Below are 16,562 nucleotides of genomic sequence, written 5' to 3' on the forward strand. Positions count from 1 at the left end.
CAGGAGTTATCGTGCTTATTCGTCCGGCGCATCCTCGCGATGTTCCTGCGATTCGCGAGATGGTTGATCACTATGCCTCGCGTGGCATTTTGCTGGCCAAGGCCACGGTCACGCTGTATGAAGACATTCAAGAATTCTTCGTTGCTGAAGATGATGGCGTGGTGATCGGCTGCGGTGCACTACACGTGATGTGGGAAGACCTTGCAGAAGTGCGCACCGTTGCGGTGCGAGCGAACACTGTTCGTGTTGGTGTGGGCTCAGCAATTCTTGAAGCGCTGCTCGTTCGTGCGCGCGAACTCGATATCACTCGGGTGTTTTGCCTGACCTTTGAAACACGCTTCTTTGGCAAGCATGGGTTTGTTGAAATTGAGGGCGCTCCGGTGGATCCTTCGATTTACCCACACATGCTTGAGTCGTATGACGAAGGCGTTGCGGAAATGCTTGGCCTTGAACGGGTGAAGCCCAATACCTTGGGTAATCACCGAATGTTGCTTGAGCTGTGAAACAGTTTCGCGTTTTAGCAATTTCACTTGCGCTGTTGGCATTGGCAATTCCGTCAGCACAGGCAACTGACGGACGGCTCACTGGCGCGGTGATTGCGCTGGATCCGGGACACCAACTGGGTAATAGCAATCCGAAGTTCGCGTCGCAGATGAAGCAGACTCGGTTCAACGGCTCGATCGTGAAGTCGTGCAACACCACTGGTACCGCCACGAATGCTGGTTTACCTGAATCGACCTTCAACTGGAAGGTTGCCAACAAACTTAAAGCACTGTTGGAAGCTCAGGGAGCTCAAGTACATCTGACTCGAGATGTGAACTCACGCAACGCTTGGGGGCCTTGTGTGTGGGATCGCGGTGGTTTTGGCGTCAAAGTGAATGCCAACTTGCTCGTCAGCATTCATGCTGATGGTGCGCCATCAAGTGGACATGGTTTTCATGTCATCGCTCCCGTGAACATTAAGGGTTGGACGAATGACATCGCCAAACCCAGTCGAGCACTGGCAACCTCGCTCATCGCTGGGATGCAAAAAGCAGGCGCTACACCAACGACGTATTTGTCCAGCCCGTTATCAATTCGCCGGGATCAATCGACCTTGAATTTCAGCAATGTCCCGGCGGTGATTGTTGAACTCGGCAATATGCGCAATAGGCAAGATGCCAAGAAGATGAGTACATCTACCGGGCAGCTGCAGTATGCAAAAGAACTCGCTGCAGGAATCAACCGGTATTGCGCAGTCCAGTCGCGATGCCGTTGATCGTGACTGACAACGCGCGGCTTAACGACTGATCGGGTTCAGTGCCTGCGGCCCTGTTCTCGCGAACGCGCTCCATTAATGTCACTTGAAGTGAGTGCAGCGGCAAGAGATAGGTGTCGCGAACAGCAAGCGTGCGTTGCAGCGTGGGATTGTTACTGAGTAGCTCACTTTCACCTGTGATCGCTAAAACTTCAGCAACAGTGCGCGCGTACTCCTCTTGGATGAGCGCGAAAGGACTTGCAATTTCTGTAGGCACAAGGGCATCAACATATGTGGATGCAACTTTGAGATCTGTTTTCGCCAACGTCATTTCTACGTTGGCAATGAAGTTGGCGAAGAATTCCCAACCTTCATACATTGCACGAAGCGCTTCGCCGTGTCCGGCTTCACGTGCAGCAGCAAGGCCCGCTCCGACACCAAACCACCCTGGAACAACTTGGCGTGATTGAGTCCAACCAAAAACCCATGGAATCGCGCGCAACCCGCTGATGCCCGCTGATGTATCAGGGCGACGAGATGGCCGCGACCCCAAGTGCATCGCGCCAAATTCATCAACGGGAGTTGAAGCTGCAAAATACTGCGGCAGCACTGGGTTCTCGACAAGTGCGCGATATTGCGCTTGGGCGCTGGCTGAAGCGAGGTTCATAATCGTGTCCCATTGGTCGCGCTGAACAGCTGGAACGCGTGGCGCGCGGTGAAGCAAAGTTGCATCCATCACTGCTGCAACCATTTGCTCGAGATTGTCGCGAGCAAGGGTTGGAAGTAAGTACTTGTCAGAAATAACCTCACCTTGCTCAGTGACTTTTATTTCACCATCAAGAACGCCCCATGGCTGAGCCAAGATCGCTTGGTAGGTCGGGCCTCCACCGCGACCGACAGTTCCACCACGGCCATGGAAAAGACGCAGGCGCACTCCATGCTTCGCAGTGATGTCGCGCAGTCGGCGCTGTGCAAGATGGATTTCCCACTGCGAAGTGGTGATTCCCGCATCCTTATTTGAATCGGAGTAGCCAAGCATGACTTCTTGCACATCACCGCGGGAGGCAACAAGTTGGCGATAGACCGGATCACTCAACAAGGTATCGATGATTGAACCGGCTGCGCGTAACTCGTCAACCGTTTCGAGTAAGGGCACGAAACCAACTCGAGCACTGCAGGCTGTTGGATCAACTAATCCAGCTTCGCGTGCAAGGAGTACCGCAGCGAGTACGTCATCGGCACCTTGAGTCATCGAAATTATGCAGGATTCAATCGAGCCTGCTCCGAAAGTGTCGAGGGCAGCGCCAACAGCGACGTAAGCATCGAAGGTGCGCAAACCGAGGTCATCAAGTGGCGGCGGTGTCGGTGCTAAAGGTCGAAGGGATGACAACTCCATTTTGAGAACCGTGAGGCGATCATCGCGCGAAAGCTCTTCGTACTTTTGTTCACCTGTGCGGATGCGATCAAAGAGTTGACCAACTGCATGGTGGTACTGCTCCGCGTGTTCACGAATATCCAGTGTCGCCAGATTGAGCCCAAGGGCTGCAATCACTCGACTTGCACGGTCAAGTACTCCTTGCGCAGCAATTGCGTTTCCGGTTTCCAGTAATGCGACGCGTACTTCTTCAAGATCAGCAAGAAGGTTTTCGGTTGATAAGTAATCGCGACCTGGTTGATGTGGTCCATTTCCGCGTGCGGCGGTGAGTTGCAAGCGAGTGCGGATGATGCGCAACTTCAATCGAATTGGTTCGTCCGCGTTAATGAGGAGATAACGCTCGTCAAATTCGGGCAACAAAGCGAGATCTTCATTGACTGCCTGACGCAGTGCTAGATGTACGCCGCTGATCCGTTCTGAAATCGAAAGATCATCAATGAGTGCATCAATATGCGGAAGGATCGCGAGTACTGCTTGTTCGCGTTGGAATTGCAGCACTGAAGTGGTGACATCAGCGGTGACAAAAGGATTTCCGTCACGATCGCCACCGATCCAGGTACCAAAGGTCAGTGGCTGCGCATATGCAGGAAGAGGTGCACCGAGTGTGGTGAATGCAGCATTGAGATCTTCAAGCACAGCGCCGATTGGACCGCGGCTCAGTTCGGAGAGATAACCAAGCACGTTACGGGCCTCGTCCATCACCTGTGGGCGCTCCAACCGAAGCTCGTCTGTTTGCCAGAGCAAATCAACAAGTTCCGCGATGCGAGCACGATTGGGCAATTCACCCGTTATGGCATCTGCGTCGTCAAGGAGGAGAGCAGCGATGCGACGCAGTTTGATCAAGACTGATCGACGTGCGGCTTCGGTGGGGTGAGCGGTGAATACCGGACGAACTGACATCACCTCAGCGAGATGATTGATGTCTTGTTCACTCACTTGTGCAGCCAAAGCTGTGGCAGCCACCTGTCGGATTGGTCCGCCAGTGCGCCGGCGAAGGTCGGCAACCTCACGGGAGCGCTCAACTTGTTCGGCAATATTGGCCAGATCGAAATAGATCGAAAAAGCGCGGGCTAGGCGAGTAGCGGTAGGCAGGTCCACGTCAGCCAGAGCGCGAGCTGCGGCTGAAGGATCGGTCCGCACCAGTTGACGAACCTCCTCGACGAGGTCAAGCAGACTTTGACTTTCCTGGCGGACCATGGTCTGGCCAAGCAGGGCTCCGAGTTCGCGGATGTGCTCACGGAGGCGGGCATCAGAGTCCTTGTGTGACATGGGCAACATTCTTGCCGATGTTTATTACGGCCTGGTTACCGCCTGTTCGCGGCAGGCGTACAGCTCATCGGGAAGGTTTTCCCCCAAGGCGTGGTTGTCTTAGAACAAGCGTCCACGCTGCTTGATGAGCCCACCTCGGGGTTAGGCTTGCTGAGCACACCGGGCGCTTGTATGAGTAGTCCGTCTAAGAAGGGTGTGAGGCGATGTTTGAACGGTTTACCGACCGAGCCCGTCGTGTAGTGGTGCTTGCGCAAGAAGAAGCGCGCATGCTGAATCACAACTACATCGGCACTGAGCACATCCTGCTGGGCCTGATTCATGAAGGTGAAGGCGTTGCTGCCAAGGCCCTTGAATCCTTGGGTATCTCCCTTGAAGCCGTACGCAGTCAGGTCGAGGAAATTATTGGCCAGGGTCAGCAGGCACCAAGTGGACACATTCCTTTCACTCCTCGTGCAAAGAAAGTGCTCGAACTTTCCTTGCGTGAAGCGCTGCAGCTTGGTCACAACTACATCGGCACTGAGCACATCCTGCTTGGCTTAATTCGCGAAGGTGAAGGTGTCGCTGCTCAAGTACTCGTGAAGCTCGGCGCAGATCTCAACCGTGTGCGCCAGCAGGTCATTCAGTTGCTCAGTGGTTACCAAGGCAAGGAGCCTGCAGCTGCAGGTCCAGCTGAAGGCACTGCGTCAACGTCACTCGTCCTTGATCAATTTGGTCGCAACCTCACCGTTGCTGCACGCGAAGGCAAGCTTGATCCGGTCATTGGCCGTGAAAAGGAAATAGAGCGCGTGATGCAGGTGTTGTCACGTCGTACCAAGAACAACCCAGTGCTCATTGGTGAGCCAGGTGTTGGAAAAACGGCAGTCGTCGAAGGTCTTGCCCAAAACATTGTGAAGGGCGAAGTTCCAGAAACCCTGAAAGACAAGCAGTTGTACTCACTTGATTTGGGTGCACTCGTTGCTGGTAGCCGTTACCGCGGTGATTTCGAAGAGCGCTTGAAGAAGGTTCTTAAGGAAATTCGCACCCGTGGCGACATCATCCTGTTCATTGATGAAATGCACACGCTTGTGGGTGCTGGTGCTGCAGAAGGTGCGATCGATGCTGCAAGCATCCTGAAGCCAATGCTGGCTCGTGGTGAATTGCAAACCATTGGTGCAACAACGCTTGATGAGTACCGCAAGCACATTGAGAAAGATGCTGCACTTGAGCGTCGCTTTGCGCCGATTCAGGTTGATGCGCCTGACGTTGCTCACACCGTAGAAATCCTCAAGGGTCTTCGTGACCGTTACGAAGCACATCACCGAGTTTCGATTACAGACGGAGCCCTTGAAGCAGCAGCTCGTCTTTCAGATCGCTACATCTCAGATCGTCAGTTGCCCGACAAGGCAATCGACCTCATTGATGAAGCTGGTTCGCGTTTGCGTATCCGTCGCATGACCGCACCACCTGACCTACGTGAGTTCGATGATCGCATCGCCGTTGTGCGCCGTGAAAAGGAATCAGCGATTGACTCGCAAGATTTCGAAAAGGCCGCAGCACTTCGTGATGATGAGAAGAACCTCATCGCAGAAAAGGCTCAGCGTGAAAAGGAATGGAAAGCAGGCGACCTTGACGTCGTTGCTGAAGTCGATGAGCGCCTGATCGGTGAAGTGTTGGCACTCATGACTGGTATCCCAGTTACTGATCTCACTGAAGATGACATCGCGCGTTTGCTTCGCATGGAAGATGAGTTGCACAAGCGCGTCATCGGCCAGGAGCAAGCCATCAAGGCGTTGTCGAAGTCGATTCGTCGTACTCGCGCAGGTTTGAAGGATCCAAAGCGTCCATCAGGTTCATTTATCTTCGCCGGTCCATCAGGTGTGGGTAAAACGGAACTCAGTAAGACCTTGGCTGAATTCCTGTTCGGCGATGAAGATGCACTGATCTCTCTCGACATGAGTGAGTACTCAGAGCGCCACACTGCTTCACGCCTCTTTGGTTCACCTCCGGGTTACGTTGGCTATGAAGAAGGCGGCCAGCTCACTGAGAAGGTTCGTCGCAAGCCATTCTCTGTCGTGCTGTTCGACGAGGTTGAAAAGGCTCACCCAGACATCTTCAACTCACTGTTGCAGGTGCTCGAAGAAGGTCGTTTGACTGATTCGCAGGGTCGAGTTGTTGACTTCAAGAACACCGTGATCATCATGACCACGAACCTTGGTAGTCGCGATGTTTCACAGGGCGTCATGCTCGGCTTCGTTGCAGAAAATGAAGATGACACTGCGTACGAGCGGATGAAGGCAAAGGTTCAACAAGAACTCAAGCAACACTTCCGCCCAGAGTTCTTGAACCGCATTGATGATGTCATCGTCTTCCATCAGCTCACCAAGATGGAAATCATCGAGATTGTTGATTTGATGATTGCTAACTTGGAAAAGCGTCTGGCCGACCGCGATATCGACATTGAGTTGACCACTGGTGCCAAGGATCTCTTGGCGGAACGTGGATATGACCCACAGCTTGGTGCGCGACCATTGCGCCGCACGATTCAGCGCGATATTGAAGATCCACTGAGCGAGAAGATGCTCTTTGGTGACCTTCAGGCTGGAAACATTGTGGTTGTCGATGTTGAAGGAGAAGGAACTGATCGAGAGTTCACCTTCACCACCACTCCACGCGCCGAGTTACCAGATGCGCCACCGATTGAAGCGGTGTAACTACTGGGGTAGCGCATAACCTCGATCAACGCGAATGACGAGCCCATCATTGATGAGGCTCGTCATCGCTTTTTCACGTTGCAGTTCGTCTGCCCAAGCAGCCTCGATCACACTGGTCGCCACAACAGGCTCGGCACTGACAGCACGAAGCAGTGCGCCACGTGCCTGTCGGTCACTGCCAGCAAATGAGGGCTGCTTTCGACGAACGGGAGCGTTGTCTGGTTTGCCAGCAGCTAGCCATGCGCAGGTTTTGTTGAGCGGACAAATGTCGCACTGTGGGTTGCGCGCTGCGCACACAAGCGCACCAAGTTCCATCACGGCTGCCGACCATTGAGCGCCATCCTGATCGCGTACTAATGCGGTAGCGCGCTCGACTTCGGGCTTGGTGAGGTGGGCGGGTGGCATGGCCTGCGCTGACCAGGCTCGTTCGATCACTCGTCGAATATTGGTATCAAGCACCACGGTGGGTTGGTGAAACGCAAAGGCACAAATCGCTGCAGCGGTGTAGTGGCCGATACCAGGCATCGCCAAGAGTTCAGCCTCAGTACAGGGAACTTCACCGTTGAACTCGTCAGTAATCACTTGAGCACAAGCCTGCAATCGCATCGCTCTGCGTGGGTAACCCAGACCTTGCCAAGCGCGCAAAACGTCAGCTGTGGATGCGGCAGCGAGATCGGCGGGGGTAGGCCAGCGCTCCATCCAGTCCAACCATTTGGGAATCACCCGATCAACCTGCGTTTGTTGCAACATGAATTCGCTGACAACGATGCCCCAAGGCGTGACGTTCGACCCACGCCAGGGCAGGTCTCGCCGATGCAGCTCAAACCAGTTGATAACTGCAGTGACTTCATCGAATCCTCGCGCCACGAGTGGATCGTCGCATGAGGCATGCGCGCTGCCACTACCGTGGGGGCGTGAGTGGAATGATGTCACCAGTTGGCCCTGAAGCACCGACCGTCTATTGGGTACGCCGCGGCGCAGTCGTATTGGTGGCGCTTACCGTGCTGGTTGGGCTTTGGTGGATGATCGGTGGCGGTTCGGGCTCGGAGCCTGCCGCGAATCCCACGCCAGCGGTGTCGGCAAGCGCGAGCCAAACAGCAACTGCGACAGCGACTCCAGTAGCCAGCTCAACCGCGCTGGTCCCCGTGAGTGATCCAACGGCTCCTTGCCCAGATGCCAACATTGAAGTGACAGCCACCTCTGATTCCTCAACCTATGTTGTTGGTTCAACCCCACGTTTGACTCTCGGTATTCAGAACATCGGCACCTTCGCCTGTACGCGCGATATCGGACCAAAATCCAATGCTCTAGCAGTGACTTCGGGTGGGTACCCCGTGTGGTCAAGTGATGACTGCGATGCCAGTGACGTTGTAAAAGACTCGGTACTGCAGCCAGGCCAATTGTTCCGCACGACGATTACGTGGGATGGACGCAAAGCAGGGGCAAGCTGCGATAAGCAGGGAGCTTTCGCCAAGGCAGGCACTTATGACGTGAGCGGCACCAATGGCGCAGTGGAAAGCATCAAAACCCCGTTCGCGATTACTGCAAAGCGCTAACGTCGTAACGCAGAAACTGCGCGACCCAAGGTTGGCACTTCCACGAGTTCAATTGCTTTATCGCGGACTCGAGCTTTGGTGCCAACGGGTACGAGCAATCGGGTAAACCCGAGGCGAGCAGCTTCACTGACACGTTCAGTCATGTGAGGAACAGGGCGAACATCGCCAGAAAGAGTGACTTCTCCAATGGCTGCAACATCAAGAGCAATCGGCGCTTCTTGACTTGCTGAAACCACTGCGAGGCATACAGCAAGATCGCTGCCAGGGTCCGACAAGCGCATCCCGCCGATGGTTGCAAGAAACACATCTTTGTCAAAGAGTTTCAAGCTTGCAGCACGTTCAGTAACGGCAATCAACATCGCCATGCGTGAACTATCAAGTCCAGACACACCGCGACGAGGATTGGGGTTGGTTGTCGGTGCAACGAGAGCCTGCACTTCGGCAGTTAACGCTCGGTTGCCTTCGACGGTAACCGTGATGCAGGTTCCAGCAACCGGAGTATCTCGGTGCCCGCGGAACAACATGCTGGGGTCGAGTACTTCAGCCATACCTGTGTCAGTTTGTTCGAATGCCGCAACTTCAAGTGATCCATATCGGTTTTTTACTGATCGAAGCAGGCGCAGGGAAGTGTGTGCATCGCCTTCCAAGGAAAGCGTTGCATCGACAATGTGTTCAAGCGCACGCGGACCAGCAACATTTGAATCTTTGGTGACTTGACCAATGAGAATTATTGGCAGGTTTCGAGTCTTAGCTACGCGGGTCAGCGCTTGTGCAACTTCCATGACCTGAGTAACGCCACCTGCGCGACCTTCAATATCCGACGAGGCGATGGTTTGAACAGAGTCAACGATCACGAGTGCAAGTTCAGGTGAATGCTCATCAATATGCCCGATAGCCGATCCCAATTCGGTGTCATCAACGAGCAGGAGGTGCTCGCTGGTTGCACCGATGCGTTCAGCACGAATAGCAATTTGCTCCACGGACTCTTCACCTGAGATATACAGCACTGGACGGCCAAGGCGCTTGGCTAGAGAGTTGGCGACGGCAAGCACGAGCGTGCTTTTGCCTGAACCCGGTGCGCCGCTGAGCAAACACATTTGGCCAGCAACTAATCCGCCGCCAAGCACTCGGTCGAATTCACCAATGCCCGTGGTGATCCGCGGGACTGGGCCAGACTTGGTAATTGATGTAACAGGGCGAGCGGGGCGTAGGGGAGTTGTGCCAGTGAGGTTGCTCTTCATTCCAGGCGTTGCGGCCGTGGGAGTTTGTAGATCCATCGTGCCGAACGCTGCGCACTTGGGGCATTTGCCCGCCCAGCGAATGGTGGTGGCATCGCACGCGGTGCACCGATAAGAACTGGAAACCTTGGCCATGGGTTGACCGTACCGGTCCAGACTGACGTATTACTGAGGGTCGGCTGGATGTGGGGCGAGGTTCAGTCCGCTGGTGTTGACCTGTTGTTCATACTTTTGGCACGCATCAACGGCAATCTCGTAGGCCGCTGGGCCGATGAGTGCAACGAGTTCATTTTTATTGCTGATGTACACCGGCTCCGAACCAATATGTGCCTCAGTATTTGAACTGCAGTACCAGTCGAAATCATGACCACCGGGGCCCCAGGACGCACGATCAAATTCGCTGATGACGACGACGGTCTTTTCGGTTTCGTCAGGGCTTTCCAAGGTTTCAAATGAACGACGCATCGGCACTTGCCAGCACACATCGGGCTTCACATCGACAAAGGAGAGGCCTTCGCGATCTGCTAGGTGGTGCAATGCGCAGCCGTAACCACCGGAAAAGTCTGGATCATTGTGGAAGATACAGGCCTTGCGCACGACGCGGGTCTTCCATTCGCCGTCTTCCTTGACCATCCAGCCCTTTTTCGTGCCGGTCTTGTGGTTTTGCCACAGGGTTTCATCTAGCTTGGCCACCCAGCCTTCAGTGCGCTTGCGATCATCTTTGTCAGTGAAGTGCGCACCAAGGGTGCAGCATCCTGCCTCGGGAGCACTCTTGTAGACGCCTGGGCAGCCGCGTCCAAAGATGCAGGTCCAACGTGAGGTGAGCCAGGTGAGATCGAGGCGGATGCGCTGGTCTTCATCGGCAGGATCAGCAAATTCAAACCACTGACGCGGAAACTCCAAGAGGATCTCAGGCATGCGCTCACCTTAAGGGTTCAAGGTGAACGTGAATTCAGGAGTCGGCTGTGTGTTTGCCCGTGGATTTGGGTACCGTCAGCACGTGCGTATGGGAGTTCTCGATATCGGTTCGAACACAGTCCACCTATTGTTGGTTGACGCCCATTACGGTGCTGCTCCAATTCCGGCATCAAAGTTAAAGATCCCCCTGCGCCTGGCTGAGCATCTCACCCCAGAGGGAAATGTTGACGACGCTGCAGTGGAAACACTGATTGATTTCATCCACAAAGCACAAGAGCTCGCTGAGGATCTCGGTGTTACCGAACTCATGGCTTTTGCGACAAGTGCAATCCGTGATGCAGGCAATGGTGTAAATGTATTGAATCGTCTAGTCGAGGAAACTGGACTTCAAGTTGAAGTGCTTTCAGGTGAAGATGAAGCTCGTATGACCTTCCTTGCAGTGCGTCGCTGGTTTGGGTGGTCCGCTGGTCGACTCTTGGTGCTAGACATTGGTGGTGGCTCCCTTGAACTTGCTTCAGGAGTGGATGAGGAACCAGATGTTGCGGTGTCATTGCCACTTGGTGCAGGGCGCTTAACGAGGGCCTATTTGCATAGTGATCCCCCGTCTGCTGAAGATTTGCGCGAACTGCGTAAATATGTGCGCGCATCAATAGCAAGTGTTGCCGGCAAGGTTCGTCGCGGTGGAGAACCACGCATCGCCGTTGCATCGTCTAAAACGTTTAGGCAACTTGCGCGCATTGCAGGTGCAGCTTCCTCTAGTGAAGGTCCATTCGTTGAGCGCACGCTCACATTAGAAGCGGTGCAAAAGCTTGTGAAAGATCTCGCTGCAATGCCAGTTTACGATCTTGCGCAATTGCCTGGAGTGTCTGAAGGCCGCGCCGAGCAATTGCTCGCGGGCGCAATCGTCGCTGAAGGAGCGATGGAGCTTTTGGGTATTGATGAGTTAGCGATTTGCCCTTGGGCATTGCGCGAAGGCGTGATCTTGCATCGAATGGACTCGCTCCCGTCATGATCACCGTGCAGTTAGGGCTCACTTCACAAGAGGTTGAGGCTCGCATTGCAGCCGGACAGGTCAACCACGCACCGTCAGCGACTAGTCGCAGCCTTGGCGACATCATCAAGGCCAACACCCTCACCTGGTTCAACTTCGTCATCGGTGCGATGTGGGTGGTAATGCTGATCGTTGCGCCTTTTCAAGATTCGTTATTCGGGTTCGCGATCGTTGCAAACACTGCAATCGGCATCATTCAAGAATGGCGTGCTGCACGTGCGCTAGAAAAACTTTCTGTTCTCGGTGCTGCGCAACCAGTAGTGCGTCGCAATGGTGAAGATTTGGCTATTCCAGCAAATGAAGTAGTGCTGGACGATCTCATTGTGCTCACTTCAGGTGACCAACTGGTTGTTGATGGCATTGTGGTGGAGTCCATCGGGTTAGAAATAGATGAGAGCCTGCTGACGGGTGAAGCTGATCCGGTCGACAAGGTTGCCCAAGACGATGCGATGTCTGGCTCCTTTGTCGTAGCGGGCAATGGGCTCATGAAAGCAACGCGAGTAGGTAGGGATTCATTTGCCGCCGGATTGACCGAGCAAGCCAAAAAGTTTCATCTCACAAATTCAGAACTGCGTGATGCGATCAATGGGTTTATTCGATCTGTCTCTTTCTTATTACTTCCCGTTGGTGCGCTGCTGTTGTTCTCGCAAGTTGTGCGAGCAAACGCATCCTGGCCCGATGCGATTCGCGGAACGATCGCAGGCATGGTCACCATGGTGCCTGAAGGCTTGGTATTACTTACCAGCATTGCCATGGCGGTTTCAGTTATCCGCCTTGCCGCCAAAAAGGTGCTCGTCCAAGACATGCCTGCGGTTGAAGTGTTAGCAAGAGTCGACACCGTATGTGTTGATAAAACTGGAACTCTGACCGAGCCGGGCATGCATGTGCGTTCTGTTGTGACCCTGAGCGGCACTGAATCTGAACTCACAGAAGCCCTGGCAGCTTTGGCTTCGGTTGAGTCAGCACCAAATCCAACGGTTCAAGCAGTTGCCGATTCTTATCCGCATTCCACTTGGGTTACCACATCAAGTGTGCCGTTTTCGAGTGCTCGCAAGTGGTCTGGTGCCAGCTTCGGGGAACACGGCACATGGGTCTTGGGTGCACCTGAAATGGTGCTAGCCCAAGGTGATGGTGTGCTGGCTCAAGCAGATCAGTTAGCGGCAGATGGCTCGCGAGTGCTCGTGGTTGGCACCGTTGCTGGGCAGCTCCAGGTTGATCAACCACTGAGCGGTGTTACCCCTGTTGGTTTTGTGGTGATTGATCAGCGTCTTCGTGCTGATGCTGCTGCGACTGTGGCTTACTTCCTTGAACAGGGAGTGAAAGTCAAAGTCATTTCAGGTGACAACGCGGTAACTGTCGGTGCTATCGCGGCCTTAGCGGGAGTTCCGGGAGCCGATTCACCTGTTGATGCACGAACATTGCCAACAGATCTTGCTGAACTCGCTGTGGTGATGACGAAAGCGTCGGTATTTGGTCGCGTGACGCCAACGCAAAAACAAGCGATGGTCGATGCGCTCCACCTGAATGGTTCCGCGGTGGCTATGACCGGTGATGGAGTGAACGATGTTCTGGCGCTGAAGTCTGCAGACCTTGGAATATCGATGGGTTCTGGATCAGCGGCCACGCGAGCGGTTGCGCAGTTAGTTCTCTTAGACAATAAGTGGTCTGTAATGCCTGGTGTTGTTGCTGAAGGCCGCCGTGTGCTTGGCAACATTGAACGTGTCTCCGATGTCTTTCTCACAAAGTCCTTTTATGCGGTTCTGATTTCAATTGCAACTGGATTGTTCGCTGTTGAGTTCCCTTTCCTACCGCGACACTTAACGCTCATTGGTGCGCTCACTATCGGTATCCCAGGATTCTTCCTAGCGTTGATGCCCAACACCGAGCGCTTCCGACCAGGGTTCTTCAGGCGGGTATTGCTCTTTACTGCTCCTGCAGGAGCAATCTGCGCGATCGCTGCATTTACAAGTTATGGTGCTGCGCTTCGTGTTGGTGAACCAATTCCGAGTGCGCAGGCCGCGGCAACAGTTACCTTGTTTATTGTGGCGATTGCAGTGCTTATTCAAAGTGCGCGCCCATTGAACGCGATTCGGTTAGCAATTGTTGTGGCGATGATCGCAGCCTTTGTGGCAGTCCTTTACATACCGTGGCTCTCGAATTTCTTTGCACTGTCGCTGGCTCCTGAGCGTTATTCAGTCGTCGCAGTTGTGGTTGGTGTCATTGGCGCACTCGCAGTCGCAGTGGCTACGAAGATCACAGACAAGTGGCGTCGAGCTTCATGACACTTCCGCTCGTTGGGCTATCGACCTCATCGGTCTTTCCAGAGTCAACGCAAACCGCGTTCGAAATGGCTGCTGAGTTGGGGTACGACGGTGTTGAGGTCATGGTCGGTACTGATACTGCAAGTCAAGATTCATATATCTTGAATGAATTCGTGCAGGAGTATCAGGTTCCGATCCTTTCCATTCATTCACCTTGTCTCTTAGTTACCCAACGAGTGTGGGGCACTGATCCCTGGGGAAAATTGCGCAAAGCACAAGCAACTGCCGAGTTACTTGGAGCCCAAACAGTCGTCGTACATCCACCATTTCGCTGGCAACGAAGTTATGCACAAGACTTCGTCACGGGATTAGCGCGCATGGCTGATGAAACGGACATCGTGTTCGCAGTAGAAAACATGTTTCCTTGGCGTGCCTTGAGCCAGGAAATCGCGGGCTATGCACCGGGGTGGGATGTTCGAGATGAGGAATACCTGCACACCACTGTGGATCTATCGCACACATCGGTCTCACGTACTGATGCTCTGGAGCTGATTCGCGACCTAGATTCGCGGGTAGCGCACATGCACCTCGCTGATGGACGTGGATCAGCTAAAGATGAGCACCTCGTTCCTGGCCGAGGCACACAGCCAGTTGCCGAAGTACTTCAGGAGCTTTCGCGCAGGAGTTTTACCGGCAACCTGATTGTTGAAGTGAGTACGAGATCGGCACCTTCAGCTGATGTGCGCAAGGCAGACCTTGCCGAGGCATTGGCCTTTACACGGTTGCACAGCGCTCCCATGGCAGGCTAGGGGCGCAACAACGGTTGTGTTCGATGTTTCAAGGAGGGTGCTGTCATGACGCGCATTGCTGTACTTGGTGGCGGAGTGATGGGCGAGGCCCTGATTGCTGGGCTACTTGAACTTCAACCGGTTCCAGAAATTGTTGTGGTGGAAAAGCGCCCGGAGAGAGCTGCAGAGCTCGTTCGTATCTACGGCATCGACGTTGCGCAAGCCCCAGAAGCAGTTGCAACCGCAGATGTGGTGATCGCGGTCGTTAAGCCACAAGACATGCGTGCAGCCTTAACTGAGATCTCCTCTTCAGTGCCACAGGGCGTTGTCATCATTTCAATTGCAGCCGGGATCACAACCCAAACAATCGAAGCGCTGGTTCCTCAATCAGCTGTAGTTCGCGCGATGCCAAATACGCCCGCCCAAATTCAGCGCGGAGTAATTGGTGTGAGTGCCGGTGCGTCATGTGCTGATGAACAGCTCGCGAAAGCCGAAATGCTATTAAGTGCAGTGGGCACCGTGCTGCAAGTACCTGAGTCGTTGCAGGATGCGATTACCGCAACCTCGGGAAGCGGGCCTGCGTATGTGTTCTATCTGGCCGAAGCGATGATCCGCGGAGCTGAACTTGCGGGTTTGAGCGCGCAGGATGCGCGCACGGCTGTTGTGCAAACCATTCTTGGGTCCGCGGAACTCCTTGCAGCATCAGATGAATCACCCGAATCACTGCGGGCGAAAGTGACGTCACCAAACGGCACAACTGCAGCGGCGATCGCAGCCTTTGACGAACTCAATGTTCGTGAGTCGATTGTGGCCGGCATGGTTGCAGCGCGCGATCGAAGCGTGGAGTTGTCGAAGTCATGAGTGAGCGCGTAGGTGTGGTGTGGGACGACGCACTTACGGGGTATGACTTTGGCCCAGGTCACCCACTTGCACCTATTCGCGTGCAGTTAGCGATGAAGCTCACTGCTGATCTTGAGCTCCTTACGCACGAAAATGTTGAACTACTCACGCCTGTTGTATCAGCAACGCGCGAGGAGTTGGAACGCGTACATACAGTCGATTACATCGATGCAGTTGTTAAGGCCTCGCAAGATGCGGCAACAGTTGATGCGCTACATGGTTTGGGTACTGCAGACGTGCCTGTATTCCCGAACATGCACCAAGAGAGTGCGCGAGTGTGTGGCGCAACCCTGGCAGGCGCCAAAGCAATACATCACGATGGTTTCGAACACGTCGTGAGTTTGGCTGGTGGCTTGCATCATGCGATGCCAAGTGCAGCAGAGGGTTTTTGTGTGTACAACGACATTGGGGTGGCAATTCAATGGCTACTCGATCAAGGCTATGAGCGCATTGCCTATCTGGATCTCGACGTACATCACGGCGACGGTGTTCAAGCCATATTTTGGGATGACCCCCGGGTTGTCACCATTTCACTGCATGAGAGTCCGAAAACGTTGTTTCCAGGCAGCGGATATCCCACGGAAAGTGGCGGTCCAAACGCACCTGGCACTGCGATCAATGTGGCGCTGCCGGCAGGCACTGGAGACCAGGGCTGGCTGCGCGCATTCAATGCGATTGTGCCGAATGTTCTTGAAGAATTTTCGCCTCAAATCATGGTTTCCCAACATGGGGCCGATGCGCATCGAGCTGATCCGCTTGCTCACCTGATGATGAGTCTTGATGGCCAGCGGATGTCGTATGAGTTGGTCCATCGTTGGGCGCATAAATACGCAGGCGGCAAGTGGCTGGCAGTGGGCGGCGGTGGTTACGCCTGGGTAGAGGTGGTCCCGCGGGCTTGGGCTCATCTTGTGGGTGAACTCATCGGTCATCCAGTAGCCCCGGAAACCGTGATTCCGGCCGATTACCTCACCTTTGTCCAGGAGAACGTTCATCAGACAAGTCCATTAACGATGAGTGATGGGCAAACCCCGTGGGCTCGCCCCTTCGATAGCGGATTTGATCCTGACGACCACCTTGACCAAGCAGTTATGGCCACCCGAAGGGCTGTATTTCCCTCTTGGGGATTGCTGATCGAGCCATCAGACTGGTTCTAATCGTCTGGGTTTTCACCTTCCACTTTGCTTTGGGGCGTAAGACGACTAGATTGCCGTTTCGCATT

At 54.3% G+C, this 16,562-nt stretch carries 13 protein-coding genes; 9 read left to right on the forward strand and 4 right to left on the reverse strand.

Features of this window, described 5'->3' with window-relative positions; all coding sequences use genetic code 11:
- Positions 1 to 11 precede the first annotated feature (11 nt).
- Complete coding sequence (locus tag PHN51_05730) at positions 12 to 503, forward strand: amino-acid N-acetyltransferase (GenBank protein MDD2818280.1); 492 nt, start codon at positions 12 to 14, stop codon at positions 501 to 503.
- Positions 500 to 1,258, forward strand: a complete 759-nt coding sequence (locus PHN51_05735) for an N-acetylmuramoyl-L-alanine amidase (GenBank protein MDD2818281.1) — start codon at positions 500 to 502, stop codon at positions 1,256 to 1,258. The genes PHN51_05730 and PHN51_05735 overlap by 4 nt, the downstream gene beginning before the upstream one ends.
- Here the strand turns inward: PHN51_05735 and ppc are convergent.
- A complete protein-coding gene (gene ppc / locus PHN51_05740; protein MDD2818282.1) occupies positions 1,221 to 3,941 on the reverse strand; it encodes a phosphoenolpyruvate carboxylase in 2,721 nt (906 codons plus the stop codon). The genes PHN51_05735 and ppc overlap by 38 nt on opposite strands.
- 203 nt (positions 3,942 to 4,144) lie before the next feature.
- Here ppc and PHN51_05745 point away from each other — a divergent pair, with 203 nt between their 5' ends.
- Entirely contained in the window at positions 4,145 to 6,631 is a 2,487-nt protein-coding gene (locus PHN51_05745; protein MDD2818283.1) for an ATP-dependent Clp protease ATP-binding subunit, read from the forward strand.
- Here the strand turns inward: PHN51_05745 and PHN51_05750 are convergent, their stop codons facing one another.
- A complete protein-coding gene (locus PHN51_05750) occupies positions 6,632 to 7,498 on the reverse strand; it encodes an A/G-specific adenine glycosylase (protein ID MDD2818284.1) in 867 nt (288 codons plus the stop codon).
- A gap of 47 nt (positions 7,499 to 7,545) precedes the next feature.
- Here PHN51_05750 and PHN51_05755 point away from each other — a divergent pair, with 47 nt between their 5' ends.
- Positions 7,546 to 8,187 (forward strand): hypothetical protein, encoded by a 642-nt coding sequence (locus PHN51_05755; GenBank protein ID MDD2818285.1) that lies wholly within the window; start codon positions 7,546 to 7,548, stop codon positions 8,185 to 8,187.
- Here PHN51_05755 and radA read toward each other — a convergent pair.
- Together radA and PHN51_05765 are read right to left on the reverse strand one after the other, a co-directional pair.
- Positions 8,184 to 9,560 carry a DNA repair protein RadA gene (gene radA, locus PHN51_05760; GenBank protein ID MDD2818286.1) on the reverse strand — a complete coding sequence of 459 codons (1,377 nt, stop codon included), beginning with the start codon at positions 9,558 to 9,560 and terminating at the stop codon, positions 8,184 to 8,186. The two genes, PHN51_05755 and radA, sit on opposite strands and share 4 nt — an antisense overlap.
- 30 nt (positions 9,561 to 9,590) lie before the next feature.
- On the reverse strand, positions 9,591 to 10,343 hold the full coding sequence (locus tag PHN51_05765; protein ID MDD2818287.1) for a hypothetical protein: 753 nt from the start codon (positions 10,341 to 10,343) through the stop codon (positions 9,591 to 9,593).
- 28 nt (positions 10,344 to 10,371) lie between these two features.
- Between PHN51_05765 and PHN51_05770 the strand changes: the two genes are divergently transcribed.
- The 5 genes from PHN51_05770 to PHN51_05790 are packed head-to-tail and all read left to right on the forward strand — an operon-like array spanning position 10,372 to position 16,497.
- Positions 10,372 to 11,355 (forward strand): Ppx/GppA phosphatase family protein, encoded by a 984-nt coding sequence (locus tag PHN51_05770; protein MDD2818288.1) that lies wholly within the window; start codon positions 10,372 to 10,374, stop codon positions 11,353 to 11,355.
- Positions 11,352 to 13,676: an HAD-IC family P-type ATPase gene (locus PHN51_05775; protein MDD2818289.1), complete on the forward strand. Its 2,325-nt coding sequence runs from the start codon at positions 11,352 to 11,354 to the stop codon at positions 13,674 to 13,676. The genes PHN51_05770 and PHN51_05775 overlap by 4 nt, the downstream gene beginning before the upstream one ends.
- The gene (locus PHN51_05780) at positions 13,673 to 14,464 is read left to right on the forward strand and encodes a sugar phosphate isomerase/epimerase (protein ID MDD2818290.1); all 792 of its coding nucleotides are present in this window, start codon (positions 13,673 to 13,675) and stop codon (positions 14,462 to 14,464) included. The genes PHN51_05775 and PHN51_05780 overlap by 4 nt, the downstream gene beginning before the upstream one ends.
- A gap of 45 nt (positions 14,465 to 14,509) precedes the next feature.
- On the forward strand, positions 14,510 to 15,304 hold the full coding sequence (proC, locus tag PHN51_05785) for a pyrroline-5-carboxylate reductase (GenBank protein MDD2818291.1): 795 nt from the start codon (positions 14,510 to 14,512) through the stop codon (positions 15,302 to 15,304).
- A complete protein-coding gene (locus PHN51_05790; GenBank protein ID MDD2818292.1) occupies positions 15,301 to 16,497 on the forward strand; it encodes an acetoin utilization protein AcuC in 1,197 nt (398 codons plus the stop codon). Before proC ends, PHN51_05790 begins: the two co-directional genes overlap by 4 nt.
- Positions 16,498 to 16,562 lie beyond the last annotated feature (65 nt).

The sequence above is a fragment of the Candidatus Nanopelagicales bacterium genome, assembly GCA_028687755.1.
Taxonomy (GTDB): Bacteria; Actinomycetota; Actinomycetes; order S36-B12; family S36-B12; genus UBA11398.

Coding starts and splice junctions, on each gene's coding strand:
- ppc (MDD2818282.1), bottom strand. CDS start 3,941: ATGTCACACAAGGACTCTGATGCCCGCCTCCGTGAGCACATCCGCGAA.
- PHN51_05745 (MDD2818283.1), top strand. CDS start 4,145: ATGTTTGAACGGTTTACCGACCGAGCCCGTCGTGTAGTGGTGCTTGCG.
- radA (MDD2818286.1), bottom strand. CDS start 9,560: ATGGCCAAGGTTTCCAGTTCTTATCGGTGCACCGCGTGCGATGCCACC.
- PHN51_05765 (MDD2818287.1), bottom strand. CDS start 10,343: ATGCCTGAGATCCTCTTGGAGTTTCCGCGTCAGTGGTTTGAATTTGCT.
- PHN51_05775 (MDD2818289.1), top strand. CDS start 11,352: ATGATCACCGTGCAGTTAGGGCTCACTTCACAAGAGGTTGAGGCTCGC.
- PHN51_05780 (MDD2818290.1), top strand. CDS start 13,673: ATGACACTTCCGCTCGTTGGGCTATCGACCTCATCGGTCTTTCCAGAG.
- proC (MDD2818291.1), top strand. CDS start 14,510: ATGACGCGCATTGCTGTACTTGGTGGCGGAGTGATGGGCGAGGCCCTG.
- PHN51_05790 (MDD2818292.1), top strand. CDS start 15,301: ATGAGTGAGCGCGTAGGTGTGGTGTGGGACGACGCACTTACGGGGTAT.